Annotated in this window: 25 protein-coding genes and 3 pseudogenes; 18 read left to right on the top strand and 10 right to left on the bottom strand. The window is 42.0% G+C overall.

Going from position 1 to position 26,912, the window contains the following annotated elements; all coding sequences use genetic code 11:
- The first annotated feature begins 757 nt into the window (after positions 1–757).
- Positions 758–1,459, top strand: coding sequence for a hypothetical protein (locus tag L8S15_RS13820; RefSeq protein ID WP_280573665.1), 702 nt, complete (start codon positions 758–760; stop codon positions 1,457–1,459).
- 381 nt (positions 1,460–1,840) lie between these two features.
- Here the strand turns inward: L8S15_RS13820 and L8S15_RS13825 are convergent.
- A pseudogene (locus L8S15_RS13825) lies at positions 1,841–2,866 on the bottom strand (IS110 family transposase).
- 89 nt (positions 2,867–2,955) lie between these two features.
- Between L8S15_RS13825 and L8S15_RS13830 the strand changes: the two are divergent.
- The gene (locus tag L8S15_RS13830) at positions 2,956–3,678 is read left to right on the top strand and encodes a hypothetical protein (protein ID WP_016788688.1); all 723 of its coding nucleotides are present in this window, start codon (positions 2,956–2,958) and stop codon (positions 3,676–3,678) included.
- A gap of 209 nt (positions 3,679–3,887) precedes the next feature.
- Here the strand turns inward: L8S15_RS13830 and L8S15_RS13835 are convergent.
- Positions 3,888–4,475 (bottom strand): annotated as a pseudogene (locus L8S15_RS13835) (transposase).
- Between the two features lie 151 nt (positions 4,476–4,626).
- On the opposite strand from L8S15_RS13835, the gene L8S15_RS13840 reads away from it, so the two are divergent.
- From L8S15_RS13840 to L8S15_RS13900, 13 genes are all read left to right on the top strand, one after another.
- Positions 4,627–5,037 carry a hypothetical protein gene (locus L8S15_RS13840; protein WP_010441004.1) on the top strand — a complete coding sequence of 137 codons (411 nt, stop codon included), beginning with the start codon at positions 4,627–4,629 and terminating at the stop codon, positions 5,035–5,037.
- Between the two features lie 107 nt (positions 5,038–5,144).
- Positions 5,145–5,522 (top strand): hypothetical protein, encoded by a 378-nt coding sequence (locus L8S15_RS13845; RefSeq protein ID WP_016768474.1) that lies wholly within the window; start codon positions 5,145–5,147, stop codon positions 5,520–5,522.
- A 147-nt stretch (positions 5,523–5,669) separates the two neighbouring features.
- Positions 5,670–6,179 (top strand): ClbS/DfsB family four-helix bundle protein, encoded by a 510-nt coding sequence (locus L8S15_RS13850; protein ID WP_171343984.1) that lies wholly within the window; start codon positions 5,670–5,672, stop codon positions 6,177–6,179.
- Positions 6,180–6,265: 86 nt separating this feature from the next.
- Positions 6,266–6,622: a hypothetical protein gene (locus L8S15_RS13855; RefSeq protein WP_016789330.1), complete on the top strand. Its 357-nt coding sequence runs from the start codon at positions 6,266–6,268 to the stop codon at positions 6,620–6,622.
- Positions 6,623–6,666: 44 nt separating this feature from the next.
- Complete coding sequence (locus L8S15_RS13860; protein ID WP_016797689.1) at positions 6,667–7,197, top strand: GNAT family N-acetyltransferase; 531 nt, start codon at positions 6,667–6,669, stop codon at positions 7,195–7,197.
- Positions 7,198–7,330: 133 nt separating this feature from the next.
- Positions 7,331–7,795 (top strand): GNAT family N-acetyltransferase, encoded by a 465-nt coding sequence (locus L8S15_RS13865; protein ID WP_016797688.1) that lies wholly within the window; start codon positions 7,331–7,333, stop codon positions 7,793–7,795.
- Positions 7,796–7,936: 141 nt separating this feature from the next.
- Entirely contained in the window at positions 7,937–8,374 is a 438-nt protein-coding gene (locus L8S15_RS13870) for a GNAT family N-acetyltransferase (protein ID WP_280573674.1), read from the top strand.
- Positions 8,375–8,483: 109 nt separating this feature from the next.
- Positions 8,484–8,681, top strand: coding sequence for a hypothetical protein (locus L8S15_RS13875; protein WP_016768471.1), 198 nt, complete (start codon positions 8,484–8,486; stop codon positions 8,679–8,681).
- Between the two features lie 168 nt (positions 8,682–8,849).
- On the top strand, positions 8,850–9,254 hold the full coding sequence (locus L8S15_RS13880; protein WP_016788687.1) for a DUF1801 domain-containing protein: 405 nt from the start codon (positions 8,850–8,852) through the stop codon (positions 9,252–9,254).
- A 176-nt stretch (positions 9,255–9,430) separates the two neighbouring features.
- Complete coding sequence (locus L8S15_RS13885; RefSeq protein ID WP_016768469.1) at positions 9,431–9,763, top strand: hypothetical protein; 333 nt, start codon at positions 9,431–9,433, stop codon at positions 9,761–9,763.
- 62 nt (positions 9,764–9,825) lie between these two features.
- Positions 9,826–10,107 (top strand): hypothetical protein, encoded by a 282-nt coding sequence (locus tag L8S15_RS13890; protein ID WP_010440984.1) that lies wholly within the window; start codon positions 9,826–9,828, stop codon positions 10,105–10,107.
- 89 nt (positions 10,108–10,196) lie between these two features.
- Positions 10,197–10,529, top strand: coding sequence for a YnfA family protein (locus tag L8S15_RS13895; RefSeq protein ID WP_010440983.1), 333 nt, complete (start codon positions 10,197–10,199; stop codon positions 10,527–10,529).
- 34 nt (positions 10,530–10,563) lie between these two features.
- Positions 10,564–10,779 (top strand): DUF6434 domain-containing protein, encoded by a 216-nt coding sequence (locus L8S15_RS13900; protein ID WP_010440981.1) that lies wholly within the window; start codon positions 10,564–10,566, stop codon positions 10,777–10,779.
- Positions 10,780–10,866: 87 nt separating this feature from the next.
- On the opposite strand, the pseudogene L8S15_RS21850 reads toward L8S15_RS13900, so the two are convergent.
- The 5 genes and pseudogenes from L8S15_RS21850 to L8S15_RS13920 form a co-directional block, all read right to left on the bottom strand.
- Positions 10,867–11,113, bottom strand: a pseudogene (locus tag L8S15_RS21850) (hypothetical protein); the annotation flags it as partial.
- Positions 11,114–11,124: 11 nt separating this feature from the next.
- Complete coding sequence (locus L8S15_RS13905) at positions 11,125–11,457, bottom strand: DUF3316 domain-containing protein (RefSeq protein ID WP_010440976.1); 333 nt, start codon at positions 11,455–11,457, stop codon at positions 11,125–11,127.
- Positions 11,458–12,042: 585 nt separating this feature from the next.
- Positions 12,043–13,008, bottom strand: a complete 966-nt coding sequence (locus L8S15_RS13910) for a porin (RefSeq protein ID WP_016788682.1) — start codon at positions 13,006–13,008, stop codon at positions 12,043–12,045.
- Between the two features lie 173 nt (positions 13,009–13,181).
- Positions 13,182–13,793, bottom strand: coding sequence for a hypothetical protein (locus L8S15_RS13915; protein WP_016797687.1), 612 nt, complete (start codon positions 13,791–13,793; stop codon positions 13,182–13,184).
- A gap of 49 nt (positions 13,794–13,842) precedes the next feature.
- Positions 13,843–14,763, bottom strand: a complete 921-nt coding sequence (locus tag L8S15_RS13920) for a LysR family transcriptional regulator (RefSeq protein WP_016766855.1) — start codon at positions 14,761–14,763, stop codon at positions 13,843–13,845.
- Between the two features lie 404 nt (positions 14,764–15,167).
- Here L8S15_RS13920 and L8S15_RS13925 point away from each other — a divergent pair, with 404 nt between their 5' ends.
- The 3 genes from L8S15_RS13925 (at position 15,168) to L8S15_RS13935 (ending at position 20,844) form a co-directional block, all read left to right on the top strand.
- Entirely contained in the window at positions 15,168–16,346 is a 1,179-nt protein-coding gene (locus tag L8S15_RS13925; protein ID WP_016786444.1) for an efflux RND transporter periplasmic adaptor subunit, read from the top strand.
- A 12-nt stretch (positions 16,347–16,358) separates the two neighbouring features.
- On the top strand, positions 16,359–19,487 hold the full coding sequence (locus L8S15_RS13930; protein WP_102308837.1) for a multidrug efflux RND transporter permease subunit: 3,129 nt from the start codon (positions 16,359–16,361) through the stop codon (positions 19,485–19,487).
- A 433-nt stretch (positions 19,488–19,920) separates the two neighbouring features.
- Positions 19,921–20,844 (top strand): LysR family transcriptional regulator, encoded by a 924-nt coding sequence (locus L8S15_RS13935; RefSeq protein ID WP_010440963.1) that lies wholly within the window; start codon positions 19,921–19,923, stop codon positions 20,842–20,844.
- A 269-nt stretch (positions 20,845–21,113) separates the two neighbouring features.
- Here L8S15_RS13935 and L8S15_RS13940 read toward each other — a convergent pair whose 3' ends face one another.
- Genes L8S15_RS13940 through L8S15_RS13950 form a run of 3 tightly spaced genes read right to left on the bottom strand, consistent with a single transcriptional unit; the run spans position 21,114 to position 26,879 of the window.
- Complete coding sequence (locus L8S15_RS13940; protein ID WP_280573686.1) at positions 21,114–22,616, bottom strand: efflux transporter outer membrane subunit; 1,503 nt, start codon at positions 22,614–22,616, stop codon at positions 21,114–21,116.
- Between the two features lie 11 nt (positions 22,617–22,627).
- Positions 22,628–25,756 (bottom strand): efflux RND transporter permease subunit, encoded by a 3,129-nt coding sequence (locus tag L8S15_RS13945; RefSeq protein WP_280573804.1) that lies wholly within the window; start codon positions 25,754–25,756, stop codon positions 22,628–22,630.
- Between the two features lie 10 nt (positions 25,757–25,766).
- A complete protein-coding gene (locus L8S15_RS13950; protein WP_280573687.1) occupies positions 25,767–26,879 on the bottom strand; it encodes an efflux RND transporter periplasmic adaptor subunit in 1,113 nt (370 codons plus the stop codon).
- Positions 26,880–26,912: the final 33 nt, after the last annotated feature.

Consider the following 26,912-nt stretch of genomic DNA (forward strand, 5'->3'; position numbering starts at 1 on the left):
AGCATTTTTATAACCGTTATAGACTGCACTCAAGTCTTGGATATCGAAGCCCGCATGAATATGAAGTCATGACGGGTTAAAGAAGATAGGGTGTCCATTTTATCGGGTGAAGATCATTCGCAACGCTTGGCATTTTTACTCTGCGTTGCGTTTAGTGTTTAAGGTGGTATGCGGAAGCATCGGTATTGCGTTGCTCACACCTTAACAGGGCGTTAGCAGTCTACATCACTCGATGGCAAATTTTGTGACAAATCGAAGTTTTTTCGTTAAAATCATCTTTATTATTAATAATTTATACGCTATGGGATGTAGGATTGGGGACTTTTGAACAAAGTGAAATGCCTGGACTTATCAGTAAGTTTTCTAGTGCTATCTTGACTGGAGGTAGCTGGCTGTTTCCGATAGGCTTACTGCTAATGACATTTCTTATGAAATGTTTTGTGTACAAGCGAATTTCTGGGCTTAACTTTTATCGCTCATTAATTGTGTTGCCTATTGAAATTAAAACAGTAGCGTGTTCATTCGTATTTGCATCTGCAGTACTTCAACCAGTTCATGCTATTGGGTTATTGTCAATGGCAATGCTTGGTCTGTTCGTATTGGGTGTATCAATTGGCATTTACAATTATCTAGAGGTAGACAATATAACCCAATTGAACTCAAAAAGAGCGAACGCTTATCTTTTCTTATCATTTATAGTGTCTGCTTATATGCTTCATTTCTCAATTTTAGTTATGCAAGTCAGCGAGGTTGCAAAATGATTGACATTAATAGCCTTGCGATTGAAACGCTAATCCAGTCAATGCCGACAATGCTTATGATTGCGGTAGGTTTTGTTTCTATAAGGGGATTGCTAGCTTCTTACTTAAAATCAAAAGAGTACAGTAAGGATAGCTATCGTAAAGATCTAGAAGTTGAAATTGCTAAACTCAATGCCAGAATGACTATGAGTCAAGATCGTTTTGAAAGTGTCAATCATCTAGTAATAGGTGGTAACCAGAAAATCCGCAAAGATAGCGCTGATGACTTTCTAGAAAGGATGGGTGTAAGTAAGGATGTTGAGGTTAAAAGTAAGACCGTCTTTGTTTTAACTCCTTTCAATGATGAATACGATAAAGACTATCAATGGGTTAAAGAGGCATTTGTAAGACATAAATATACTTGTACTAGAGGTGATGATGTCAAAGTCCAAAATAACTTGTTACCCCATATCATTAAGGAAATGTTAAGCTCGAAACTTGTTGTTGCAAATATTTCAGGGCGAAATCCTAATGTATTTTACGAGCTTGGTATTGCTCATGCGTTAGGTAAAGATGTTATATTAATATCTCGAAGCGAAAAAGATATAACCTTTGATTTGTCTTCTTCTCAAATAATTATTTACCAAGATAAAGAAGATCTTAATTCTTCTATTAATGAGTGGTTGGTTAGCCTTTTAGAGTCAAAATTAGACAGCTAACAAAGCATTTAAGAGTGATTCCCAACGCTTGGAACTTTTCATTCCAGCGTTGGGTTTTGTGTTTATGGTGGTATGGTTAAGTTTCGTGGTAGCGTTGCTCACACCTTAATGCGGCTACATGGATTCCCCCGGTTGTCAAACATCCGCTAAACTTATGTTGATGGGTTTTGGACTGCCGCTCTACATTCGGCCTACTTATCGACGATTCGCATACGTCGTGGCCCTGATGACTTTGCGCGACTGCGGTGCCTTATTCGTTAGATGACATCTAGTGTGTCCGCCGCATTAACAGGCTCTCCGCAAGTGGTCTTAACCTATCTCCATCATTAGCGTCTGCAATGACCCGGTGGGTTTAACTCTTTATGCTGCTTAGTTTTTTATTTAAGCAGCATAGTTTTCGTATTCTGTTTGATTGTGTAAAAGCGACCATATAATTCGTGCGTTCTTCGCGGCCAGTGCCACTATTGCTCGGTTCATTCCTCTTCGTTCTAGAACGCCGCGACACCACTGACTTAACTTATCTTGCTTGTCGCCAAGGTTGGCAATCACGGTCCTTGCGCCATGAACTAATAGTGTTCGTAAGTATTTATCACCGTGTTTGGTTATTCGGCCTAAGCGAGGTTTTCCTCCTGTGGAATATTGCTTTGGTACGAGTCCTAGCCAAGCAGAGAAATCACGGCTTTTATCAAATTGAGAGCCATTGCCTATCGAAGCGAGTATCGCAGTAGCGGTTTGAGGACCGATGCCTCGAACCCTCATCACTCGTTGAACATTAGCGCTGACCTTAGCAAAAGAATCAAAGACTTGTTCAGTATCGGCGATACGTTGATTCAATTCACCAAGGTGGTGATAAGCATCGGCTATTACTGTTCTAGCGAGATGTGGCAGTTCATTTTCTGCATCTTCGAGCATTAAGGGAACCAGTTTCATCAATGAAGAGCGACCAACGGGAATGATCAACCCGAACTCAGAAAGTAGGGCGCGCATGCGATTCATAAGCGCGGTGCGTTCACGAACCCAATGCTCTCTCATTCTATGTACCGATAAGATAGCTTGTTGCTCGGGGGACTTAGCAGGCACAAAGCGAGTTGATGGCCGCTGAACAGCTTCTCATATGGCAACGGCATCATTAAGGTCGTTCTTTCCCTTGGTTCGATAAGGAATTACGTATTTAACAGCCATAATGCGGGTGTCGTGACCCAGTTTATTGAGTGTTCTTGCCCAATAATGTGCACCACCACACGCTTCAACACCTATACGCATGAGTGGCATATTTGCTATTGTAGTCAGTAGTTTAGAGCGGGTTACTGACTTATGAAGTATGACCTTACCATTTTGGTCTACGGCATGAAGACTAAAGTGGTTTTTAGCTAGGTCGATACCGCAGAAATAAGAATAATCAGACATGGTGCCTCCGATGCATTTAAGTACCACATAAGTGTGGCAGATCCTCGGTAGGGGGAATCCATGTCATTCGTTAGGCAAACAGAGGAAATATGAACAGCAAAATTCAGAATCGAATAGAAAAGAATGAGATGATGCTTTCCAGTATCGTAAACACCTACTTTCTAGCTGATCAAAATCAGAAGTTGTTCGGCCAATTATTAGACAACCCCGATTTACTTGCTCGTTGGGATGGTTCGTACGCAGCCAGTGGAGCTAACAGTATTCGATTTTCTCTATATATGTACGTACTGTCAGAAATGCGAGCAATCTTGTTCGATACGCACAAGAAAGTAGCAAGCATTCATAATGTTTTTAAGAGCCTTGAAGACGAAAGCTTTTTAAATCAATTAAGAAAATGGTTTTGTGACACGAGCCAAAAGGAAATTCTATCATTTGACGGAGATTTATCTGAGGACACAAAAGACTACATCCGCGCAGAGGATAGCAAGTTGAAAGCAACTTGGTTTGATCAACTTCTTGAGCAGGCAACTACCAATTATGAAGTGCTGCTTACTTCTGAAATTGGTTCACGGGTAAATAATGCTAGAAATAAAATGATATCCCATAAAGAATTCCAATCTGCTGATGGTTCGGGGCGAAGAGTGTTTGAAGCCAATGACTTCGGTTTAGTTTACTCTGATGCAAAAGACATTATTGAAATGTCTCATGACATCATTTTTCCACTATATAGCCTATTTACTAAGTCTCACTTTGATAGTGAACACTCAATGAATCATCACAAAATTGTTGCCGAAGAGTTTTGGGCGAAATAGTTTGCCTAACAATAAATTTAAGAGTGATTCACAACGCTTGGCGGTTTCACTTCAGTCTAGTTTTGTGTTTATGGCACAATCCGTTAGGTAAGGTAGTGGCGTTGTTCACACCTTAATTTGGCGTTGTATTGTCATCATTTGATATTGCTTTGACTCGGTGAGTGTTAACCGTTTACATAGTTATTCTTGTACTCTTTTCCTGTTGTTAATCATGCCCATATTATACGAGCATTCTTTGCTGCTAGGGCGACAGCTGCTCGTTTATAGCCTCGTCGTTCAACGAGTTGATTTAACCAAATACTGTTGCGATCGGTTTTCTCTTTACATCGTGCAATAACAGTTCTTACGCCATGAATAAGTAGAGTGCGAATGTGTTTTTCGCCTCTTTTGCTAATGCGACCAAGATGGACATGATCACCTGTTGAGTATTGTCTTGGAACCAACTCTATCCAAGCGGCAAATTGGCGGCTAGAGCCAAATTGTTTGGCGTCATTTACGGTCTCGACACTGGCACTGTGTTCATCGACTCCTGGAATATCCATATCCATCAGGGCTTTGGCTGAAGCCATCTCAGGGACTAAACCAGAGACTCTGCGATCATAGTGCAGTATTTCTAGGTTAAGGTATTAAATCTTGTTCGATAGATCTTGAAGCAGTTCTCTCGCTCAAAGGTGTGCACCAGAGCAAGTCTCGATGCAAATGAGGCAGAGCGGTAACTTAGCGAATGTGTCTAAGATTTTGTTTTTTTTAACAGTTTTGCGTAGGATGCACTTGCCATATGCATCAACGATGTGAATACTAAACGCATTCTTGTCGAGGTCACGTCAATAGTTTGAATGGTGGGTATAGTAACTTCTAGTTCTTAAGCGTGTACTAAATAAGTATGCCACACAGAGTGTCAGGTAGAAGGAGTCTATATCATTCGTTATATTTTTTATCGAGAATTATATGAAAAAATTATTGTTATCAACTATTGCTTTAATAATGGTCGCTGGTTGCCAGTCTACACCGGTTCAGAATGAAGAAACGACAATAGCTGATGTATTAAAAGCTTCAGTTAACGCAATTAACAAAATTGCACCACAAATGGTTGATAGTGAGACCCGAATTGATAGTTCGTATGCAGTTGAAAATAAGTTGGTGTATAAATACACCTTGATAAATTACAGCGTGGATGATTTCGATACTGAAAAAGTCCAAGAAATAATTACTAAGCAAGTAACCGGTTTTGTTTGTACTTCGCCAGGGATGGAATATTTTGTAGATAATGCTATCGATATTTCTTACCATTACTACGATAAAGATAGTAAATACATCACGGAAGCTAATGTAAAAACGGCGGACTGTTCAAAAATCTAACAAGTCACTCAAAAACGGAAAGATTACTGTTAGCTCTCGCTTGTGCTCGCACATTTTAGCCAACCGTATTTTTTCGCCTAGCTTAGCGCTATAAATGAGGCGGTGTAATGGTTATTAAAGCGGTTAAAGCACAGTATCGATTACCGATGAAATATCAAAAAATCACGTCTTATGTTGGTTTTTTTGGTGTAATTTTGGGCATCTTCTTCTGTATTAAATCAAGCATGCTGTTAACAGGTTGGTTTGGCGTTGATCTTAATTTACCGTTAAGCCAATTAGATGGTTCAGAGTATGGTGTTTATCAATTTCTAGGTTCACAGATCTTAGTGCTAGTATTGTCGGTGTATGCCGGTGTTGTATGTGTCGCGAGTGTTTTTTCTTTAGTAATGTGCCTTTTAGGCAAGTTTAGTTTACGTGAAGCAATTAGTTATACGTTGTTCTCTAAATTTCCTAAGGCATGGATGAATCCATACTCAAATTTATAACAAACCATTTAAGTAGATTCTCAACGCTTGGCATTTAAGGTTTAAATCAGCTTTAGGGATTACGGCACAATTAAGCACCACATAAGTGTGGCAGATCCCCCCCTATAGGGCGAATCCATGTCATTTGTTATGTTAATGGAGGTTAAAATGTCTTCTGTACCAAGAAATAAGGATGAATTGGAGCTAGCTATAAACTCGATATTTCCGAAACTCATGGCTGATTATCGTTCAACTCCAGAAAGGAAAGTTCGTACATTTGGAGTAGAGGGGAACGTCAAAGGTACAACCATTAGCGTTAGTGATACAGTGGCTTACTTGATTGGTTGGGGTAAGCTCGTTCTTAAATGGCATCACCAAAGATCTCAGCATAAACAGGTAGATTTCCCGGAAACTGGTTACAAATGGAACCAATTAGGCCCACTCGCCGAAAGCTTCCACGAGGAGTATCGTGATTGGAAATACGATGATTTACTCATTGAACTTGAGTCGACGGTTAACGAGATACTTTTACTCATTTCAAGCTTAAGTGACCATGATTTGTATGGTGTTGCGTGGTATGAACAATGGACTTTGGGGCGCATGATTCAGTTTAATACGTCATCACCTATGAAAAACATACGTACTAAAGTTCGGCGTTTCAACCGAGAATTCACATAACAAGTAGTAAAGCAGGACGTCAATGCTTGGTATTTTACGATACGTTGGGTTTTGTGTTTACAATGGTAGGTTTAGGAGTATTGAAAATGTTTTTTTCTAGTTCATATCAACCCTTAGTTAATGGCACTCATTTGTGTGAAGAGTTGGCTAGGTTTTTATCCAAAAACAAAAGTAACTTTGAACAGAAACTAGTTCCAGATCTGTCTCACATAGATCATATGGCTCACAATGTTAATGGTATTGAAGTTGTAAAGATTTCTTACGTGAGTTCCAATCAATATCAACTCGACTATTCATACGATTGGGAAGTCTATCGTGGTTGCTCTGACATGAATGACGCTGGTATCGAGCATGGAAGGGTACTGTTTGTCCTCAATGATAACGGTTCCATTGAAATTGATTTCCCTGAATATGAAGAGCGTGATACATGTGATGAATTTTAGTACTGACAAACGGTTTATAAGCACTTGTTAACATCGGAGTTTAGATGGAAAGTGAAAGATTAAAATTGGAACCTCCTTCCTTAAATTATATCGATGCTATGTATGGAGTCATTGAGGAATGTAAGCAAGATCTCTCCCAGTTTTTGCCTTGGGTTTCAGGCTTATTATCTAAACAAACTTTAGAAGATAACACTAAAGAAGCAATGGTGAATTTTGCCAGCTGTACTGGTGAATTTTGGTTTAATATCATTGAAAAGAAAACAGGGTTGTTTATCGGCGTTGTAGGTTTTATTGTCAGAGATAAATCCGTACCATATTTTGAAATTGGCTATTGGTTACAAACTTCAAAAACTGGTTTTGGCTACATAACTGAAGCTGTTGGTTTGGTTGAACAATACGCTTTTCATGACTTATTAGCACTACGATTAGAAATTAGAATGGCAGCGTCAAACCTTAAGAGTCAGGCTGTTGCAAAGCGTTGTGGTTATGAGGCTGAAGCAACACTAATTAACTCTAGGCGACTGCCGTCAGGTGAGATCGATAGCACGATGATTTATGCTAAAACGCGATGCTAACAAGCCATTTGATCAATCCAAGCAGACAGCCAACACGTGGTATTTTAAATTCCAAATTTGTTCAGAACTCACATTGAATTTCAAAACAAGGCGTTATATCGTTTTCTGAGTTCATCGTTTTAAAGGATTAGACATGATTAAGCTCAGACCAATGACCTCAAGTGAATATCCAGCTTATTGTGATTATTTTATTGATGATTACAGTCGTGAAATTGTTGAAAACTATGGTCATTCATTGGATAGGGCGATTGAATTGGCTAATCAGGATCTTCTTCGTAGTTTTCCAAATGGCTTAGAAACTAACGTTCATGCGTTGTTGTGCGTTGAATCGGGTTCAGAATTGGTTGGTTATTTGTGGCATTCAATTAATGCAGCTGACAAATCCACGTTTATTTATGACTTCTTTATTTTTCCAAACTTCCGTAATAATGGTTACGGAAAATTGGCAATCTCTGTTCTTGAATCGCAATTGAAATCGGTTGGTATTGAACAGATAAAGCTGAGAGTTGCTTACCAAAATCAGAGAGCGTTAAAGCTGTATCAAGAAATTGGCTTTGCTATTTCTGGCTACAATATGTCAAAGAAAATAGTCACTTAACATTCTCGATATAGTACATCCACCCAATTTGCTATCTTCGCCACTCTAGGCTACTTTTGGTTTACCGCGTTGAGTGGTAAGTTTGGACTTAATCGCATAGCAGAGAACGTGTTATGCAGGTATTAGGCTTACGGAGTAGGAATGGATATTTCCCTCAGACAGGCAAGTGAAAAAGATATTCCTTTTTTACTTTCACTGCGCGATAAAACGATGAACCAATATTTGGAAGATGTTGGTATATCAACAACTAACGAAGAGCATGAAAAGCGAATACGCTATGAATTTGCGCATGCGAAAATCGTTGAGTTGGACAATGAACCCATTGGATTATTCAAGGCTACCTACAATAAAGATCTTAACTACTGGCATTTGGTGCAAATTCAAATTGATCCCGAATACCAAGGTTTAAAGATTGGTAGGACGTTGATTAATGGATTGATCGAGAAAGCTGTAATAACGAGCTCTAAAATAGGTTTAAGTGTCATTAAAACCAATCCCGCTCAACAGTTGTATTTGCAGATGGGTTTTGTGATTGTGAAAAAAGCGGATGATGAGTACTTGATGGAGCTGCAAGCGTAACAAACACTTAAGTAGAACTGTCTCTTGAATAAGCATAGAGTCATTGACGCACCAGGTCTAAGTACAACAGTTGAACGATGGTCACGACAAAGAAACCAAGGGAATCAACATGAAACAACGAATATTCAGAAATATGCAGTTAGCTGTAAGTATTGGATCTGGTTTTGCGATCTATCAGTACTTTTTTATGACAGACGGTGCGTTTGATTTTTATGGGCCAATTGTGGTGTCTGCTTTTACGTTTGTAGTTAGCAGTATTGGTACCGTTCTAAAAGAAATAATCATGCGCAAAAAGGAGACTGCGTGAGAATAGTGGAAGCAAGTCGGTCTGATCTAGAGTATTTCTTCGAGTATATAGGAGCGCTGCTTCTTGAAAATGTGGTTTGGGTTCAACAGGACACTTAGCAAGCTATATAGCCAAGCATAGTTTGAGTTAGCAGCGCCTTTATATCGCAACAAGTGAATCGGAGGTTCAATGGACAAAGCAATCAAAACACATTTCGACGAGTATCCTGATGATGTTCGGGGCCGGCTTGAAGAGTTACGTTCATTAATCTTTGAGCTTTCCTCTGATTTGGGTTTAGGTGACGTCGAAGAGTCTCTGAAATGGGGTGAGCCGAGTTACAGCGTTAAGACAGGCAGCCCAATTCGAATCGACTGGAAATTGAAATCGCCAAACAACTATTTCTTGTTTTTTAACTGTCAAACAAAGCTAGTCGACACATTCAGAGAGTTACACGATGGTACGTTGGCATTTCAAGGTAATCGGTCAATCGTCTTGAACCTAACAGAACCACTTCCAAAGGCGCCTATTAAGCAGTGCTTAGAGCTCGCCTTAACTTATCAGCAACGAAAACATCTACCGCTTCTTGGCGCGTAATTCTCACGCGCTGTTATGTGCTCAACTGAATGTGATTAAAATTTGAAAAGTACGCTTGCAACTGATTTACAAGGCTTGGCACTTCTCGTTTAATGCTAGGTTAGTGTTTAACGTCTTATGGTTTAGGTTAGTGGCGTTACTCGGACCGTAAAGTGATATATGAACAAGGACAGTTTATGAGTCAACAAGAAATCTTTATAGGGTTTATTGCTTATGGGCTTATCAGTAGCGTTATTGGATTTTTTACATTTTTTGTCATCAAAAACGCTAAGTTCAAACAAGCGTTGTGGACTTTCCAGAATGTTACTTTTGGTATTTTCTTAATTGGATATATCTATTTATCGGGTGGTGGAGGAGCAAAATTGTTGGTCTGGGTTCCATTGGTCACTTTAGTTTCCATTTACAATGTCCACTCTGTAAAATTTTGTAGTTCATGTGGAAAAACTAACACAAGAAAAAGCGGATTCTCGGCCATAAAATCATGTGGCGATTGTGGTAATACTTTATAGTGAAGCATCGACATAACAAGACGTTAGTGTCATCTTGAGTTTCAGCTTAAAAAGGAAGTGGTATGAATTTAGATAAAGCGAAGAAACGGATTGCTAAACAGGTTAAGAAAGGCGACAACGGCTACCCTAAAATTACGTTAGCGTACTTTGGCCCAACAAAAGAGGTTGCAACTCAAGTAGCCGTCCAATTTGTAATGGGCGAGGGAGACAGTGTTCAAGAAGAGCGTTTTTCTTGTGAAACTGAAATTAGAGATAATGAGCTCATTCAAACAACCTTACTCAAGGTAATCGAACGCGCTAATGTTAACTCAGTGATTGAAGTTGAAGGCGTAACTGTTCTCTAGCTTTCAATATCTAGTTTTTATTTTGAGTCTCGATCCTAAGGTGGCTCTATATTTCTGCTAGCTTGATTGGTTAGCCGATAAGGTATTTTGTGATTGAATTTAAAACAGTAGGTCTTTTTGTATTAACTGCGATAGCGGAAATCGTCGGCTGTTATTTGCCTTACCTTTGGCTTAGGCAAGATAAGAGTATTCTGATTTTAATTCCGGCTGCAATTAGTCTTGCTGCGTTTGCTTGGTTACTCACTCTACATCCGACAGCGACAGGTCGGGTTTATGCGGCATATGGCGGTGTGTATATCTCGGTTGCATTGATATGGCTGTGGTTGGTTGATGGCGAAAAACCGACAACGTGGGATATGGTAGGTGGCTCAATCGCTCTACTTGGTATGGCGATTATCATGTTTGGTCCTCGAAACGCGTGATTCATGTATTGAGCGAATAGAAGAGGTTAAAGCCATGGAAAAGGTTGATTGGCATAAGAATAAAATTGACGACAGTACCGTTATTACAGATAGCTACAAAACGACTCAGAATGTTCGCCGATATTTCAAATCCCAATTTGGTGAGCAGTTTAAATTCAACCGTGATTTTATGCTTTGGATGAAAAGTGCGACTGGGTTGACAATGGGTGATGCCTTGAAAGAATGGGCTAAGCGACATCCAGACAGTTGAGTTTTATATAATGACAAAAATACCGCTGATCGAGTCAGCGGTATTTTTTATTGAGAGCATTGGTTTGAAGAGTCGCGTATAGCTTCTCTAGTTTGCAGAAGCTAATTCGACACTTTGTATTTCACTAGCAACTTGCCAATCTCCACCTAACGCTTTATATACCGCAATCGTGGTGTTGATTATTTGAAGCTTTTCGGCCACTTGGCGATCTCGTATCACTTTTGTTGCTTTGTTCGTCGAACAAAGGCAAATAATCGACTAGGCCCGCTTTATATAATGACTTCGCTTTGCTTACGGCGTTATCCACGGCGTCTGTTGCTTCATCTATGCGTTTGGGTTTCTAGATTAGTCACGGTCAAACGCAGTGAATGCGTAGTCTTGCTGTAGGTTTGCTTGATATTTACCACTTTCTATTTGTTCAACTGATACATTTGATTCACCTAGGTGTACGTTACGTACAAAGTGATGTTGATTCGTTGGTAACGTTGCTTTTAGCTCTTGATTGCTCATTGTATTTAGTGAAGAAGCAAACTCTTCAGCAGCGTTTTGTGCCTGTTTCTGAGTGGCAAAAACACCCACATTTAGATCGGCTTCACGATCAATTTGAACCCAAGAAGATGAAGCGAAAGAAGCTGAAGTAAATGCAATAGTTGCTGCAAGAGTAATAATGCGTTTCATAATGTAATCCTCAAATAATTTTATTTTCTTGAGGCGCTTTGCCTCGGTACAACGCTATTATTATGCAGAATTGAAGTGTGATAAATATCACATTCTTCTTTTCACTGATGTTAAAAATGCACGAATAAAGGCTTGGTTTTCCATTTTTGACCCAGGTGTGGTGACATTTTTAACGTTGGAGGTGTTTTTATACAGTTTGTGAAGCTTATAGAAACTATTAAATGAAGAGATCATCTAGTGACAATGCAGCTAAAGGTATAGCTACGTAATAATTTTATATTTTCGATTTTTTTCTTTGAGAGGTTTATGTTTTTAGTGAAAGTGAAAGTGAAAGTGAAAGTGAAAGTGAAAGTGAAAGTGGCGGGTGTTTGATAGGTAAAAAAAGCAGCAATAAATTGCTGCTAGAATATTTCGCAGTTAATAAGTAACTTTCAAAGGCAGTGGGGAAAGTCAACGAGGTAAATAATATTTTAAATATAGTGATTTGTCTCGATAATAAATAACCATACATTGTGGTAATACTTGCATCAAGCTATCTTTAGATATAAAAAAGCCCACTATAAGTGGGCTTTTTCTTGATTAATATTAGAACGAGTAGCGAAGTGCTAACGCTAAAATATCATCTTCACCGTCTACGTCGGTGATCTTGTATTCAGCAAGTGTTTTGAAGTTAGGAGTTAGGTTGTATTCACCACCTAGTGAGTAGTAATCAACTGTATCTACACCGTCTTTCTCTAGGTTGTTATAACCGATTAGAGCGTTAAGCTCTTTAGTTACCTGGTAAGTAACGACTGCTTCAATACCTTCGTAGTCAATATCGTTATCCGTACCATCTTTTTCCCAGTTCTCGCCATCGCTGAACACTACTGCAGCGTACAGATCTTCGTAGGTGTATGAAACTGCTGCCGTTAGAAGTTCAGAATCTGCGCCAGCAGCTGCACCTTCACCTTCGTTGTAACCTAGTGCTACTTTCATGCCAAACGGCAGTGCATAGTCTGCTGCAATGCCGTATGAAGAGGCATCTGTTGAAACTTGGTCATTCTCGCCTTGGTAGCTTACGTGTACATTAAGAGCATCGTAAGAACCCGTTGCTTTGAATACAGAATCTGAACGGCCAGTACCAAATAGATCAGCACTTACACCTGCAGCTTCGTTACCAAACTCTGGGAAGATATCTGTGTAATCAGACACTAGTGTTACTGCACCAAATTGGCGACCGTAGCTAACCGTCCAAAGCTCAGAACCCACACCTACGTAACCTTTACGTACGTCAAATTCGTCTTCGTTTTCGTTGCCGCTATTAGATTTAAATTGCAGCTCGTACAAACCGAATGCATATAAATCATCATTAATTTGAGATTTTCCGTCTAGGCCAACACGGATGTAGCTTTGGTCTCCGTCGATATTTTTATCACTAGAAAAATAGTAAGCACCTTGAGCTCTACCGTGAATATTCAGTTCAGTTTCTGAATCAGAGTAAACTTGTGCTGCATTAACTGCAGAGCCAAAGATTGCGGCACCAATTGCCAGCGAAATGATTTTCTTGTCCATATTTTAATTACCACTACATTGTGTTTTAAGTCGAAGTAATTATCTATACACATGGATTATTTAAAAGTGAGTAATTATCAATTAACTATGGTAAATAATAAGCACAAGTATTTGGTATAAAATATTCTATCTTATTGTTTTTCGATCTTTTATCAAAAATGATAGGAACTTGGTTATCTTTTTTCTCTTATTAATATAATTCCAGAGAGAAGGAAAGAGTAACCGAAGAATTCTAGTCCTTCTTCAACTAGTGTTTTTATATCTCTATTGTAGCCATCACCTAAAAAATCCATCCAGAAGCCTTTGTAGCCGGCAATGCGAGAAAATATAAAGAACATAAAGAAACCGATGACCCAGATAAGAAAACTATCTGTAGTGAAAAATCGGTTTGCTCCAGCAATGATGCTTTTTTGATTGGAAAGCAGTTTATAGAAGATTATTGCTGATATGACACTAGCGGGGACCTTCCAAAAGCCATGAAAAAAGAACAACTCAAACACTTGGTCAAGTTCTCTCGAAACGAGCAGTAACATGATCAGAGAATGAATTTTTAATATCGATGAAAAGGCATGACTCTCTCGCGCTTTGAAGTAACTGATTAGTGCAGTGCCTAGAAGGATAACAACCTGGCTGATCTCAAGTACAGAGCTCTCTTTGGTATGAGAGTCAAAGTGAATACTAATGTAAGCAATGACTAATGTGAGTACGCAGCTATGTAAAATAATGAACGTATCAAAAATGCGGTTGCCGCGTCGTTCGTCATAAATTGGGCTGATATATTGCATTATATGAATCCAGAAAGTGGTAAAACGATAGAGTAAAACGGGAGCCTTGTTACAAGTAGGTTTCCCAAATCGGCGTTGTACCAATTTCATTCTGTATTGAGTCGATAAACAGCTTGGCGAGAGGTTGTTGATTACGGTGTGAGTACATAGCAAATATATCGCTGTGAGTTGATAGTTGGTATTCAGGTAGAAGTTGTACAAGTCCTTGTTTTTCTAGTTCTTCCTGTAGCATGAATTGCCCAATAACAGCATAGCCAAGGCCGTCTTTCACTGCGTCCATGATGAGATCAGTTTCGTTTACCTTGTACTTGGCATTCATATTGAAGGTTTTGATTTCACCAGCTTGTTCGTCATCGACAATTCTAATCTTGTCCGATATGAAAGATTCACTTGAGTAAACCACCGCTGGTAGCTCTATCAACTTTTCCAGTGTTTGCGGATTACCGTGTCTTGCTAAGAAACCTTCTGAAGCAATGATGGCTAATTTATTGGTCGCAAGTTTGCGCACAATCATGTTCGACTCGCGAATTGGGCCGATGCGAAATACAACGTCGTAACCTTCACTGATCACGTCAACTTTATGATCAGAGAGTAAAACTTCTACCGTAATGTAGGGGTACTTGTGCATGAAGCTTTTGACGGCTTTTTTAAGGTATGTACGACCAAAGAACGACGAACTCGAGATCTTTAAATGACCCCGCGGCTCAGCGTGAAAAGTGTCTGCAAGCTTTTTGGTCTCAGTCAGCAGCTCACGTATTTTCTTCGCCTGTTGGACCATCTCTTCGCCAGCATTGGTGAGTGATAGCGATCGGGTCGAGCGGTTGAGCAGTCTTAGCCCTAGGCTGTCTTCTAATTTTTTTATCTGTTTAGACAGTGCGGAACGGTCAATGTGGTTCCTATCGGCCGCCTTTGCAAAGGTGCCGTATTCAGATACGTCGAGCAGTAGTTCCAGTTGAGTAGCTAAGTCCATACTCAAACTCCTAGTAATATTTTTGCAATTAGATGTGATGAAGTGCGCATTCTACAAAACCTATTCGCAAAAATTATGGTTTTATTTGCACTTTACTAGTGTGTTTTGTGCACCAATATCGAGATACTTCGATAACTCTTCCGTTAGGCCATGAAAGTGTACAAAGAGTATGCAAATGTCCTCTAGTTAGACGTAATGGTTATTTTGTAGATGAAAATACAATAACGGTAATAGCTTGCTGGTAAAGAGGCTGAAAAGTACGTTGAACCCGTGATAACAAGGGTTCAACGATCAAGTCGGGTTTTCAATCGTGCAAATTAGGCATTACTAAATGTTTGAATTGGGGGCTTTTCTGCATCACCGCACCTTCTTAGAATAGCCGCCGCAAATAGGTGAGGTTATTTATGTATAAAAAAATGATTGCTGCTAGCGTGTTGTTAGCAGTGCTTAATGGGTGCAGTGGCGAAGAGGCAAAGGCCTTAGCGCCATCGAAGGTTCTTCCTGAACTCGATATTGCACAAGTGGCGCAAGAGCCAGTACAACAGTGGTTTACTTACACCACACGCATAGAAGCGCCCAAAGAAGTGTCTTTAATGCCGCGAGTGTCGGGAATGATCGAGACGATTGAGTTTCAGGATGGACAACGAGTGGAAAAAGGCGATCTGTTAGTGACACTAGATGCTCGTCCATTTGCTGCTCGTGTTGAACAGCTTAAGGCTCAGAAGTCGAGTGCACTAGCCGCACTTTCTCAAGCCAAGAGTGAACTTAAGCGTGCGGACGAGTTGATTAAACGCAGAGCTATATCTGCAGAGCAGGCTGAAACGCGTTCTACAGCGGTGAAGCAACGTGCGGCGGAGCTGTCAGCAATTGTGGCTCAATTGAAATTAGCTCAACTAGACTTGGATTTTACACGTATCTATGCGCCCATCAGTGGCACAATTTCTCATGCTTTTATCACTGAAGGTAACAACGTTAATCCCAACCAGAGTGTGCTTACAGACATCGTCTCTAATGGAAAGGTATATGCGTACTTTAATGTGGATGAACGTACTTGGAACCGATACTTTTCTAGAACGACTGTAGAGTCTGAATTACCAGCTCGTCTTACTCTGTCTGGGCTATCTGATACATCGGTCACGGGGAGAGTTGACTTCGTTGATAACGCCATTGACATTAATACGGGTACGTTGACTGTGCGCGCCGTTTTCGATTCAAATAAACATCCTTTGTTGGTAGGTTCGTTTGGCCGTGTGCAAATCACAACCAGTGATGAGCAAGATGTTTTATTGGTTCCAGAGCGAGCAATAGGTACAGACCTAGAAAACCGTTTTGTTTTAACGATGAATGAAGCAAATGTCTTAGAATACCGACCTATAGAGCTGGGCGAGCGCTACGGTAAGTATCGAGCTGTTATTAGTGGCCTAGAGAGCAGTGATTACATTGCGGTAAATGGTCCAGCAAAGGTTGGGCCAAATACTGAGATTATTCCACGTCCTGTGGATCTTGATCTTTCAAGTACGCGATTGACATTGGCGAAGCTAGAAACGCAAGAGCAAAGTGTCTCTTCGATGCAAGGTCAATAGGAGTAGAGAATTATGAAATTTGCGCACTTCTTTATTCAGAGACCCATTTTCGCATCTATGCTTTCACTACTCATTCTTATTGCCGGTGGTATTTCTCTGTTTCAATTGCCGGTCAGTGAGTATCCTGAAGTAGTTCCTCCAACCGTAGTGGTGACAGCCAATTATCCAGGTGCCAACCCGAAAGTGATTGCTGAAACGGTTGCTACACCATTAGAGCAGGAGATCACCGGCACCGAGAATATGCTGTACATGTTTTCTCAAGCGACGAGTGACGGTCGTATGACACTAACGGTTACTTTTGCTCTAGGGACTGATCTGGATAAGGCTCAAGTACAGGTACAAAACCGTGTGAATAGTGCGCTTCCGCGTCTACCGCAAGCGGTTCAACGCCTAGGTGTTATCGCAGAGAAAGCGTCACCCGACTTAACGATGGTGGTTCATATCTACTCGCCAGATGAGAGTCGAGAAATCAGTTACCTGTCTAACTACACAAATCTCTACATCAAGGATGAAGTCGCAAGATTAGGTGGTGTGGGTGACGTGCGGCTATTCGGCGGCGGTGAATACTCGATGCGCCTCTGGCTTAACCCAGATGAACTCGCTTCTCGTAACCTAACCGCGATGGATGTGGTTAATGCTGTACGTGCCCAAAACCAGCAAGTTGCAGCAGGCTCGTTGGGTGCGCAACCTGCGAGTATCGATAACCAATTTCAGATTCTGTTAAATGTAAAAGGCCGTTTGGCAGATCTTGATGAATTTCGAGATATCGTAGTCAAAGTTGGCAAAAACGGTGGAATAACACGTCTTCGCGATGTCGCTGAGGTCGAGTTAGGTCAGAATACCTATGCGTTAAGAGCAATGCTGAATGGCAAACCTGCAGTGGCGATGCCGATTTTCCAGCGACCGGGTTCTAATGCAATTCAGTTGTCTGATGATGTACGTTCTGTTATGGCGAATTTATCTGAGAAGTTTCCACAAGGTGTCTCTTATGAGATCGCGTATGACCCTACCGTCTTCGTACGAGAGTCTATTGATGCAGTCATTCACACGTTGTTGGAAGCGATCATTCTCGTTGTGATTGTGGTGATATTGTTTCTGCAAACATGGCGAGCATCAATCATACCGATTATTGCAGTCCCAGTGTCTTTGGTCGGGACATTTGCAGTCATGCAGTGGTTAGGCGTGTCTATTAATACCTTGTCTCTGTTTGGTTTAGTGCTCGCAATAGGCATTGTTGTCGATGATGCGATTGTGGTGGTTGAGAATGTTGAGCGGAATATTCATAACGGTCTCTCTCCATTGGATGCGACAAAACAAGCAATGTCGGAAGTTACAGGGCCAATCATCGCGATCGCTTTGGTCTTGTGTGCGGTATTTGTACCAACGACCTTTATTACTGGTTTATCTGGCCAGTTCTACAAACAGTTCGCATTGACGATTACGATCTCGACCATCATCTCTGCGTTCAACTCTTTGACGCTGTCGCCTGCGCTTTCTGCTCTTCTGCTTAAAGAGAAGGACGCCAAGCCAGATTGGTTGACACGTGTATTGGATACCATCTTTGGGCGTTTTTTATTTGCACCGTTCAATAGACTGTTTGATGCAAGCTCAAATCAATACCAAAGCTTGGTTAAAAAGCTCATTCGAATGAGTGCGATTGTTGTCGTGATCTACTTTGGTTTACTCGGTAGCACAGCGACCTTGTTTAACGCAGTGCCAGGAGGCTTCATCCCGCAGCAAGATAAACAATACTTGGTTGCAATAGCTCAATTACCTGATGCAGCGAGCTTAGACAGAACCGATGCAGTAATCCGTGAAATGGAGCAAATGGCGCTCGAAATTCCGGGGGTGGCGCAGACAATCTCTTTCCCTGGGCTTTCAGTGAATGGTTTCACTAACAGCCCAAATAGCGGCATTGTTTTTGTTAGTTTGGAGTCTTTTGATAAGCGTACGACGCCGGATCTCTATGCTAATGCTATTGTTGCTGAGCTCAATAAGCGTTTTTCTGCTATTGATGAAGCGTTTGTTGGGATTTTCCCACCCCCTCCAATTCAAGGCCTGGGCTCTACAGGTGGATTTAAATTGCAGATTGAAGACCGTTCGAATAAAGGATTCGAAGAGCTATTCAATCAGTTAAACCAAGTGATTCTGGAAGCGCGCGCTCGCCCTGAGCTCATAGGTTTGTATTCGACCTTTAGGGTTCAAGTTCCGCAAATGGAGATCAACATTGACCGCGAGCAGGCTATGTTACAAGGCATTCCGCTTGAGCAAGTGTTTGATGCATTACAGGTTTACCTTGGCTCTTTATATGTCAATGATTTCAATTTGTTTGGTCGTACTTATCAAGTGAACGCACAAGCGGACGCGAATTTTAGGGTCGATCCGAAACAGATTTTGAAATATGAAGTGAGAAACGCTCGCGGTGACATGGTGCCTTTAGGAGCTGTGCTGGAAGTCGTTCCATCAATTGGTCCAGACCGAGTGATGCACTACAACGGATACCCAAGTGCAGAGCTTAACGGTAGCCCAGCATTTGGTTACAGCTCTGATCAGGCTCAAAGTGCTATTGAAGAGGTACTGGCGCAAACCCTATCTGAAGGTATGGCTTATGAATGGACGGAGGTGACATACCAACAGATCATTGCGGGTAATACCATGGTCTATATCTTCCCATTGGTCGTGCTACTGGTGTTTATGGTTCTGGCGTCTCAGTATGAGAGTTTAACTTTGCCATTCTCTATTATTTTGATTGTGCCTATGACCATCTTATCGGCGTTGGCTGGGGTTTGGTATGTTGGGGGAGATAACAACATTTTCACTCAAATCGCCTTGATTGTGTTGGTAGCCTTGGCAAGTAAGAACGCGATCTTAATGGTTGAGTTTGCAAAAGAGCTAAAAGATCAGGGACAAAGCCCACTAGATGCTATTGTGGAGGCGTGTCGGTTGCGTTTACGTCCAATCTTAATGACTTCCATTGCTTTCACTGCGGGTGTTATTCCGTTAATGCTTGCCACTGGTGCTGGTGCAGAAATGCGTCAAGCGATGGGAACCGCGGTTTTCTATGGCATGCTTGGCGTAACCGTATTTGGGTTATTGTTAACGCCAGTCTTTTATATGTTGGTGAATAGAAAGCGGAATTGAATCTAATTCTAATTGAAGATTAGGCCTAAATTGAAAAGCCCTCTAACGTTTGTCGTAAGGGGCTTTGTTTTTGATATCTGTTGTCTGTCGAATAAAGGGGTTATCTTTCTCGGGAAAGCATACCATTAATAGTTTTCTGCGTTAGCTCACTGACTTGATTGATGTTTTTCTGTTTATATCTTTCTAATTTTGCTTGTTGGTGATCTTTTTAGTTGTCTTGTGTGGGGTTAGCAGACTGCATTGCTTTTTCCTTGCGTATGAACTCATTTCGTTGTGGTACATGAAAAACGACCGATCACCTCATGGCTTGGGCTTGAAGATTAACTACATAGTACTTATTACTGTATTAGGCGCTGCCTAATAATTTTATAAATTTAAGTGACACTTCATGTGCAGTAATATCTTGTACAAAGTGTCAAAGTTGGACGAAACAATGGACTTAGCAACACGATTAGAACTGCTTCTTGAAGTTTCCAAAGCAGGATCTTTTGCCAAAGCTGCAGATAGGCTGAACGTTGATCGCTCTGTTTTATCAAAGCAGGTAAAACAACTTGAGGAGCACTTAGGTGTAAGGTTGATCAATCGCACAACCCGCTCACTTTCGTTCACTCATGTAGGAAAACAGATCGTAGAGCAAGCAGTGAAGGTGAGTGAGTTGCTTGAAGATACGGAAAATATAGCCGCGTGTTTCTATAAAGAACCTATCGGTAATCTCCGTATATCGAGCACGACTCTGTTCGGTCGTCGGTTTCTGCAAAAAGCAGTTGAGGAGTTTCTAACTCGTTACCCAAGAGCGTCGATTGAATTGATACTAGATGATAGCCGTGTTGATTTGGTGGGCGAGGGGTTTGATATTGTCTTTCGTATTGGCCCAATGAGAGATTCGTCGATGATTGCCAAGAAGCTTGCCGACAACAAAACGGTCATAGTTGCCTCAGAAGCATTTATTGATAAGCACGGTATGCCACGCAGCCCAGAAGAGCTGACGATGTTACCAAGCATTATCTACTCACATGCAGGTTTTGTTGCGGACAAAGTTCAGTTCTATCTAGAGAGTAACACTGGGGAGCTTGAAACTTACGCCCTAAAAGGCAACTACCGAGTGAACGAGCCTGAGTTAATTGTCGAAAGTATAAAAGCCTCGCTCGGTTTTGGTCAGATAGGCCAATTTATGCTGAATGAAGGTTTGGCTGAGCAAGGTTTGGTGCAATTGTTGCCAGAGCGCGAAATTCCGTCTTTTGGTGATATCTATGCTATGTACACTCATCGAAAGCAGTCGCCGCTGGTGTTGGCCTTTATTGAAATCGTTCAAGAGATCATTGGTACACCACCAAGCTGGGAGAAGCACTTCGCTTAAAGAGAAAGATATATCAATCAGCTACTTGGTAGGCCTAGTTATTAATTATGCATTCAGTACAGCATGGTTTTTTTGTACGGATTGGTGTTGCCTGAGGTTACAGGCCCGTTGACATCCGGAATTACGGATAGTTTTCAGAGATTGAAACCTGCATCTTCATGTTGAGCAGGTAAAGATAGTTGAGTTTTATATAATGACAAAAATACCGCTGATCGAGTCAGCGGTATTTTTATTGAGATCATTGGTTTGAAGGGGTGTGTATAGATTTCCTAGTTTGCAGAAGCTAATTCGACACTTTGTGTTTCACTAGCAACTTTCCAATCTCCACCTAACGCTTTATATACCGCAATCGTGGTGTTGGCCGTTTGAAGCTTGGCGGCTACTTGACGATCTTGCATCGCTTTTTGTTGTCTTTGTGCGTCGAGTACCGACAAGTAATCAACTAGACCCGCTTTGTATAATGACTTCGCTTTGCTTACGGCGTTGTCCACGGCGGCTGTTGCTTCATCTATCCGCTTTTGGTTTTCTTGGCTTCTGCCATAAGCGAACAATGTTGAGTCTACTTCTGCAAACGCGCTGTCTACCGAGTGTTGGTAGTTAAGCGCAGCAGAACGGAATCTAGCTTCGTTCATTTCCACCATGGCTTCACCCCTGCCACCATCGAATACATTCCAACTGATGCCTGCAGATGCAGCCCAACCGAACGAGTCGCTACTGAACAGATCATCAAAGCTACCTGCGGTGATACCTGGTGTGCCCGTTAGGAAGAACTTCGGATAGCGATTAGCAATGCTGGCGCCGAGTTCTTCGTTAATCGCCGCCATTTCACGTTCTGCGATTCGGATGTCTGGGCGTTGTTCCAACAAGTCAGAAGGTAACCCCGTAGGGATAATGTCTGTCATTCTTGGCAAGGTAAATTCGACAGCTAAACGCTGATTCACGCTTATGAGTGATTGACCTAACAATACTGCCATACGCTGCTTGTGAACTTGCTCTGCTATCTCCAGTTGCGGCACGATAGACTCTGTTCCGGCAAGCATTGCTTTGGCTTGAGCAAGGTCTAGTTCAGAACCATAACCACTTCTTACAACCTTGGTGACCAGTTCCAGTGTTTGCTTTTGATCTTGAATGTTCTCAAGGGCAATCGCTTTACGTTCTTGAGCGCCACGGTATTGCAGGTAGTTGTGAATCACATCTGCGGTGATCAGTGTGTTCAAACCGGATTGGAATATTTCAGCTTGTTCAATACGAATCGTTGCGGCGTTGGATTGCTTGTCAATTCGACCAAACAAGTCCATTTCCCATGCTATGCTCGCACCTAAGAAACTACCATCGTGTTGCGCTTCCAATAACGACATGCCTGTTGCAGATTCAACTGCGTCTGACGCCCCAAAGACTGGGCCGAGTAGGGAGTCGTTCTCACTCAGTTGATAGTTGTAGTAACCGCCGCCAACGTTCACTGTGGGTACTTTGAACGATTCAACGACACTCTTGTACGAGTTAGCGATCTTGATGCGTTCTGCCGCCAATTTAAGAGGGATGTTTTGGTTTTGAACGTCGGTCACTAATTGGTTTAGCGTAGGATCATTAAATTGCGTCCACCAGTGACGGTGTTGTTGGTTTGTCTCGCTGTGGTTCTCGCTATTCTGGCTGTAGAGAAAAGTTTCAGCCATTGTTGTTTGTGTTTCTTCGTAATCAGGTCCAACCGCACAACCTGTAAGCAGTAGTGCTAGGGCAATAGGAGCCACTTTAAACCGAGGTAATAGATACATGTTTATGCTCCTTATTTGTTAATGTTTGGTTGGTTATCATTTGGAGTTCCACTGACTGTACAATTGGGTGTTGCTTCAAGGGTGACAATTGCATCTTGAATGGCTTCGTTGACCGTAGTCGCACTCTCTTCTGAACGATAGAAGAGCTTATATAACGCAGGCATTACGAATAGTGACAATACGGTTGCAGCGGCAAGACCACCGATAATGGTTGCGGCCATTTGATCAAATAGCAGGTCGGTTAACAGTGGAATCATGCCAAGAGCAGTGGTTAACGCCCCCATTGAAATTGCCATGGTTCGGTTTACGGTAGCTTCTTTAATCGCGTCTGATAATGAACGACCATTGGTACGCTCAAGCTCAATTTGATCCATCAACACGATGCCGTTTTTGATGATCATCCCCGTGAGTGTTACTGCACCAATCAATGCCATAAATCCGAACGGTTTATCTAACAGCAATAAGCTGAACGTTGCGCCAGTTGCAGCTAATGGCAAGGTAGTGAATATGATAACGGGCTGTTTGAAACCATTGAACATCGCGACCAAGATAATCACCATTAACAAGACTGCTTTTGGAAGTTGCTTGAGAATATCGCTTACGGCTTTGTGTTCGTCATAATATTCGCCACCCCATTCAAGGCTGTAACCATGAGGTAGGTGAATCGCTTCGATTTGATCTTTGATGGAGTTTCTGACAGCCGCTGGCGTGGTGTAACGACCCACACCTGCTTGTGCTGTGATAGTTTTCACACGGTCACGACGCCAAATCATAGTTTCTTCACTGGTGAGTTCGAACCCATCAATAACTTGACCTAGAGGCACGCTGTGCACACCAAGTAGTGAACGCACAGGCAGTGTTTCTAGTGATTCAATTGAGCTTTCAGTTCCACGTAGTTGGATCGTCACCAACTCATCGTTTAGGTTCATGCGGCCAAGAGGCATGCCTTCAGACGCACGCTTCATTGCAAAGGCGATATCTGCTCTATTAATACCCGCTAGGCGAATTTTGTCTTGGTTGATGATAGGTTCAACCACTTTACTTTTCTGGCGCCAGTCATCACGAACGTACTTGGTATCGGGGTGCTCCGCTAGAATCGCTTGAGCTTGTTCAGATAGGTTGTGTAGAACGTTAACATCAGGGCCTGAGAAACGAGCTTCAACGCTGAATTTATCTGAGGTTGCGAGTTTTAAGCTTCTAAAGCGTGGGTCGGCGTTTGGAAATTCCTCAGTTAACCATTTGTCACCACGAGCAATTAATGGACTCAATGAAGGGAAGTCAGTCGCGTTGATTAAAATTTGGCCGTACGCAGGGTCAAACGGTTCTGGTTCAATGGTTACGGAGAAACGTGGGGCACCGGCACCGACATAGGTTGAAATGCTGGTCACTTCCGGTTGTTCTAATAACCAAGCTTCGATACGCTTCATGTCTTCCGATGTTTGCTCCACCTTTGCGCCATTCGGTAGCCAATAATCCAAAAACAGGATAGGTCGGTCGGCTTGTGGAATAAAGTTAACAGCAATACTTGGAATTGCGAGCGCCGTTACTAATATCAATGGAACCAGAGCGCTCAATGCTTTTAGCGGGTTATCTACGGTCCAATTAACACTCTTACGGTATAAGCTGATTTTAGTATTTTCTTTTTGCTTCGTTGGCTTGATGAAGATCCAACACATCAGTGCAGTGAAGGTCATCGCGACAAACCAAGATAACAACAGAGATGAAGCGATGATTAGGAATACTGAGCTAGAAAACTCGGCGGCATCTGTTTTTGAGAAGATAACTGGGCTTGCACCCATGATAGCGATGACGGTTGCACCAAACAGCGGTGTAGCGGTTTCTTTTACTGAATCTATTGCCGCTTTAGTACGGTCAATCCCTTTGTTGATTTTAACAATCATCATATCGGTTATAACAATCGCGTTATCGACCAACATACCTAACGCCAAGATGAACGTGCCTAACGAAACCCTATGCAAATCAATAGAAGTTAAGTTCATGTAGATTAGGGTCAGTAGGATAGTCAGGATCAAGCTAGTACCAACGATCGTGGCACTCTTTAGTCCCATGAAAACGGCAAGTACGATAAATACAATCGCGACACTTTCAACTAAGTTGTTGACGAAATTATCAATCGATTTTTGCACTTCATCTGGTTGATTGGCAACGGTTGCGATATCAACACCGAGTGGAAGAGTCGCTTGGAAATCATTCACGATACGGTTGATGTCATCGCCTAACGAAACAACGTTAACGCCAGTAACAGGGCTCATCGCTAAGGTCACCGCGGGTGAGCCGTTATAGCGATTTTCAGTCATCATTGGTTCTTGGTAACCCATGGTGACTTCAGCAATATCACCCAGGCGAATTAGGCCTGTGCCAAATTCACTTACACCGCCTTTAAGCATTAAGTTTTTGATGTCTTCCAGAGACGAAAACTCACTGGATTGTTGAACCCGGATTCTTTCGCTACCCGCGGAAAACTTACCCGCTTCAAATGTTGCGTTTTGCGTGTTCAGTTGACTCCAAACTTGTGCCATCGATAGACCGTATTGAGCCAGCCGTTCGTCTGGGATATCAATATGCACGACGCGAGGTTGAACGCCGTGTAGCTCGACTTTTTTAATGCCATCAACGGTTTTGATGCGTCGTTGTAATTCTTCTGCGTAACGGCGCAATTCGACAGGTGATGCATCTTCACTGTGTATTGAGAAAAGCATGCCATACACTTCAGAGAATTCGTCTTGTACAACGCTGATTTGGGCGGTACTGGGCAGAAGTATCTTCATATCAGACACTTTACGACGCAATAGATCCCACTCTTGTGGTAATTGGTCTGATTGTAGTGACTCCTTCAAGTCTACAAATACCATCGACATACCAGGGCGAGACAGCGAACGAAGTCGGTTTAATGTCGCCATTTCTTGAAGCTTAGTTTCGACGGTGTCAGTGACTTGTTGTTCAACTTCTTCAGCTGAAGCGCCAGGGTATAGAGTGACGACCACAGCGGTTTTGATGGTGAAGCTTGGATCTTCAAGCTTGCCTAAATCGAAATAAGAGAATAGGCCTGCGATCACACTCAATGCAGTGAAAAACAGGATGAAGGTGCGTTGTTTGATCGCAAATTCAGCTAGATTCATCATGGTCTACCTACAGGCTCTTGACTTGGATATTTGAGAAATGCTGACCTTCGATCACGTACTGAGAGCCGCTAACGATCACGTAGTCGCCATCTTTCAATGTCGATTCAACACATGCTGAGTCTTTGTTAAGCGATACAACATTAACCATTACACCTTGTGCTTGTTCGTTTTCGATCGTGAACACTTGCTCGATACCCGATTGATTCACGATGGCTGAATAAGGTAGACAGAAGTTGTTAGAGATTGCACCTAGCTGAGTCGACAAGGTTACTGCTTTGCCCGGTAAGAGTTGTCCAGATACTTGTTCATCAGTGAGTAACGCTAAACGGTAAGTCACTGAGTAGGTTTGCTTGATTGGATGTGGCTGAGTCGAGATCTCACTGGCGTAAGCCGTTAGTTGATGTTTTGACCCATACCAACTGATTCGCGATTGTTGATCTGAGCTGAATTTATGAATGAGATTTTCAGGGACATCAATTTTAACTTCAAGTTGGTCCGGGTTGTGAATCGTAAACACAGAGATGCCCGGTAGAACTTGCTCGTACTGATCGAAGTTGGAAGAAGCAACGATTCCATCGAAAGGCGCGAGCAGTTGAGTATAACGAATGGCGTCTTTGGTACGGCGAATGTTTTGCTCAACGACTTTAACGGCTGCTTCGCTACGCTCGTAACCACTAATTGCTCTGTCTAGGTTAACGTTAGCAATGGCGTTGTCATCAATCGCTTGTTTTACACGTGCGAGTTCTGCCTTGGCAAGTTTGTGTGCTGATTTCGCCTCTAATGCGCGAGCTTGTAACTCCTCTAACGCAACTTGGTAGTCGTGCGGGTCAAGTTCTGCTAAAGGTTGACCTTTAACTACGGTATCACCGGTCGACACTAGGATCTTTTGGATGGTGCCGGGAACACGAAATGCCACGCCTGCGGTTTCAGAAGATTGCAGTTTACCTGTAAACGATTTGTGAGTTTGATTCGCTAGTGGTTCTAGCTGAACGACTTGAATCGGGCGATCTTGTTTTTTCTTCTGACCCATGCCAGATGGTGTGGTTACAACGGATTGGTTACAACCGATAAGAGACAGAAGAGTCGCTGCAAGTAGGGAATAGCGATAGATTGGCATCATGAATTGCTCCTAAATATTGATAGAGCAATTGTA

The sequence above is a fragment of the Vibrio sp. S/42/10 genome (assembly GCF_029890535.1).
GTDB classification, from domain to species: domain Bacteria; phylum Pseudomonadota; class Gammaproteobacteria; order Enterobacterales; family Vibrionaceae; genus Vibrio; species Vibrio cyclitrophicus.

Bases quoted from the DNA above. Each gene is read 5' to 3' on its own strand.
- L8S15_RS13875 (WP_016768471.1), top strand. From the start codon at position 8,484: ATGAAACAACGAATATTCAGAAATATGCAGTTAGCTGTAAGTATTGGA.
- L8S15_RS13900 (WP_010440981.1), top strand. From the start codon at position 10,564: ATGGAAAAGGTTGATTGGCATAAGAATAAAATTGACGACAGTACCGTT.
- L8S15_RS13820 (WP_280573665.1), top strand. From the start codon at position 758: ATGATTGACATTAATAGCCTTGCGATTGAAACGCTAATCCAGTCAATG.
- L8S15_RS13930 (WP_102308837.1), top strand. From the start codon at position 16,359: ATGAAATTTGCGCACTTCTTTATTCAGAGACCCATTTTCGCATCTATG.
- L8S15_RS13945 (WP_280573804.1), bottom strand. From the start codon at position 25,756: ATGAATCTAGCTGAATTTGCGATCAAACAACGCACCTTCATCCTGTTT.
- L8S15_RS13935 (WP_010440963.1), top strand. From the start codon at position 19,921: ATGGACTTAGCAACACGATTAGAACTGCTTCTTGAAGTTTCCAAAGCA.
- L8S15_RS13870 (WP_280573674.1), top strand. From the start codon at position 7,937: ATGGATATTTCCCTCAGACAGGCAAGTGAAAAAGATATTCCTTTTTTA.
- L8S15_RS13855 (WP_016789330.1), top strand. From the start codon at position 6,266: ATGTTTTTTTCTAGTTCATATCAACCCTTAGTTAATGGCACTCATTTG.
- L8S15_RS13880 (WP_016788687.1), top strand. From the start codon at position 8,850: ATGGACAAAGCAATCAAAACACATTTCGACGAGTATCCTGATGATGTT.
- L8S15_RS13950 (WP_280573687.1), bottom strand. From the start codon at position 26,879: ATGATGCCAATCTATCGCTATTCCCTACTTGCAGCGACTCTTCTGTCT.
- L8S15_RS13905 (WP_010440976.1), bottom strand. From the start codon at position 11,457: ATGAAACGCATTATTACTCTTGCAGCAACTATTGCATTTACTTCAGCT.
- L8S15_RS13865 (WP_016797688.1), top strand. From the start codon at position 7,331: ATGATTAAGCTCAGACCAATGACCTCAAGTGAATATCCAGCTTATTGT.
- L8S15_RS13830 (WP_016788688.1), top strand. From the start codon at position 2,956: ATGAACAGCAAAATTCAGAATCGAATAGAAAAGAATGAGATGATGCTT.
- L8S15_RS13910 (WP_016788682.1), bottom strand. From the start codon at position 13,008: ATGGACAAGAAAATCATTTCGCTGGCAATTGGTGCCGCAATCTTTGGC.
- L8S15_RS13890 (WP_010440984.1), top strand. From the start codon at position 9,826: ATGAATTTAGATAAAGCGAAGAAACGGATTGCTAAACAGGTTAAGAAA.
- L8S15_RS13940 (WP_280573686.1), bottom strand. From the start codon at position 22,616: ATGTATCTATTACCTCGGTTTAAAGTGGCTCCTATTGCCCTAGCACTA.
- L8S15_RS13885 (WP_016768469.1), top strand. From the start codon at position 9,431: ATGAGTCAACAAGAAATCTTTATAGGGTTTATTGCTTATGGGCTTATC.
- L8S15_RS13850 (WP_171343984.1), top strand. From the start codon at position 5,670: ATGTCTTCTGTACCAAGAAATAAGGATGAATTGGAGCTAGCTATAAAC.
- L8S15_RS13845 (WP_016768474.1), top strand. From the start codon at position 5,145: ATGGTTATTAAAGCGGTTAAAGCACAGTATCGATTACCGATGAAATAT.
- L8S15_RS13925 (WP_016786444.1), top strand. From the start codon at position 15,168: ATGTATAAAAAAATGATTGCTGCTAGCGTGTTGTTAGCAGTGCTTAAT.
- L8S15_RS13915 (WP_016797687.1), bottom strand. From the start codon at position 13,793: ATGCAATATATCAGCCCAATTTATGACGAACGACGCGGCAACCGCATT.
- L8S15_RS13840 (WP_010441004.1), top strand. From the start codon at position 4,627: ATGAAAAAATTATTGTTATCAACTATTGCTTTAATAATGGTCGCTGGT.
- L8S15_RS13920 (WP_016766855.1), bottom strand. From the start codon at position 14,763: ATGGACTTAGCTACTCAACTGGAACTACTGCTCGACGTATCTGAATAC.
- L8S15_RS13860 (WP_016797689.1), top strand. From the start codon at position 6,667: ATGGAAAGTGAAAGATTAAAATTGGAACCTCCTTCCTTAAATTATATC.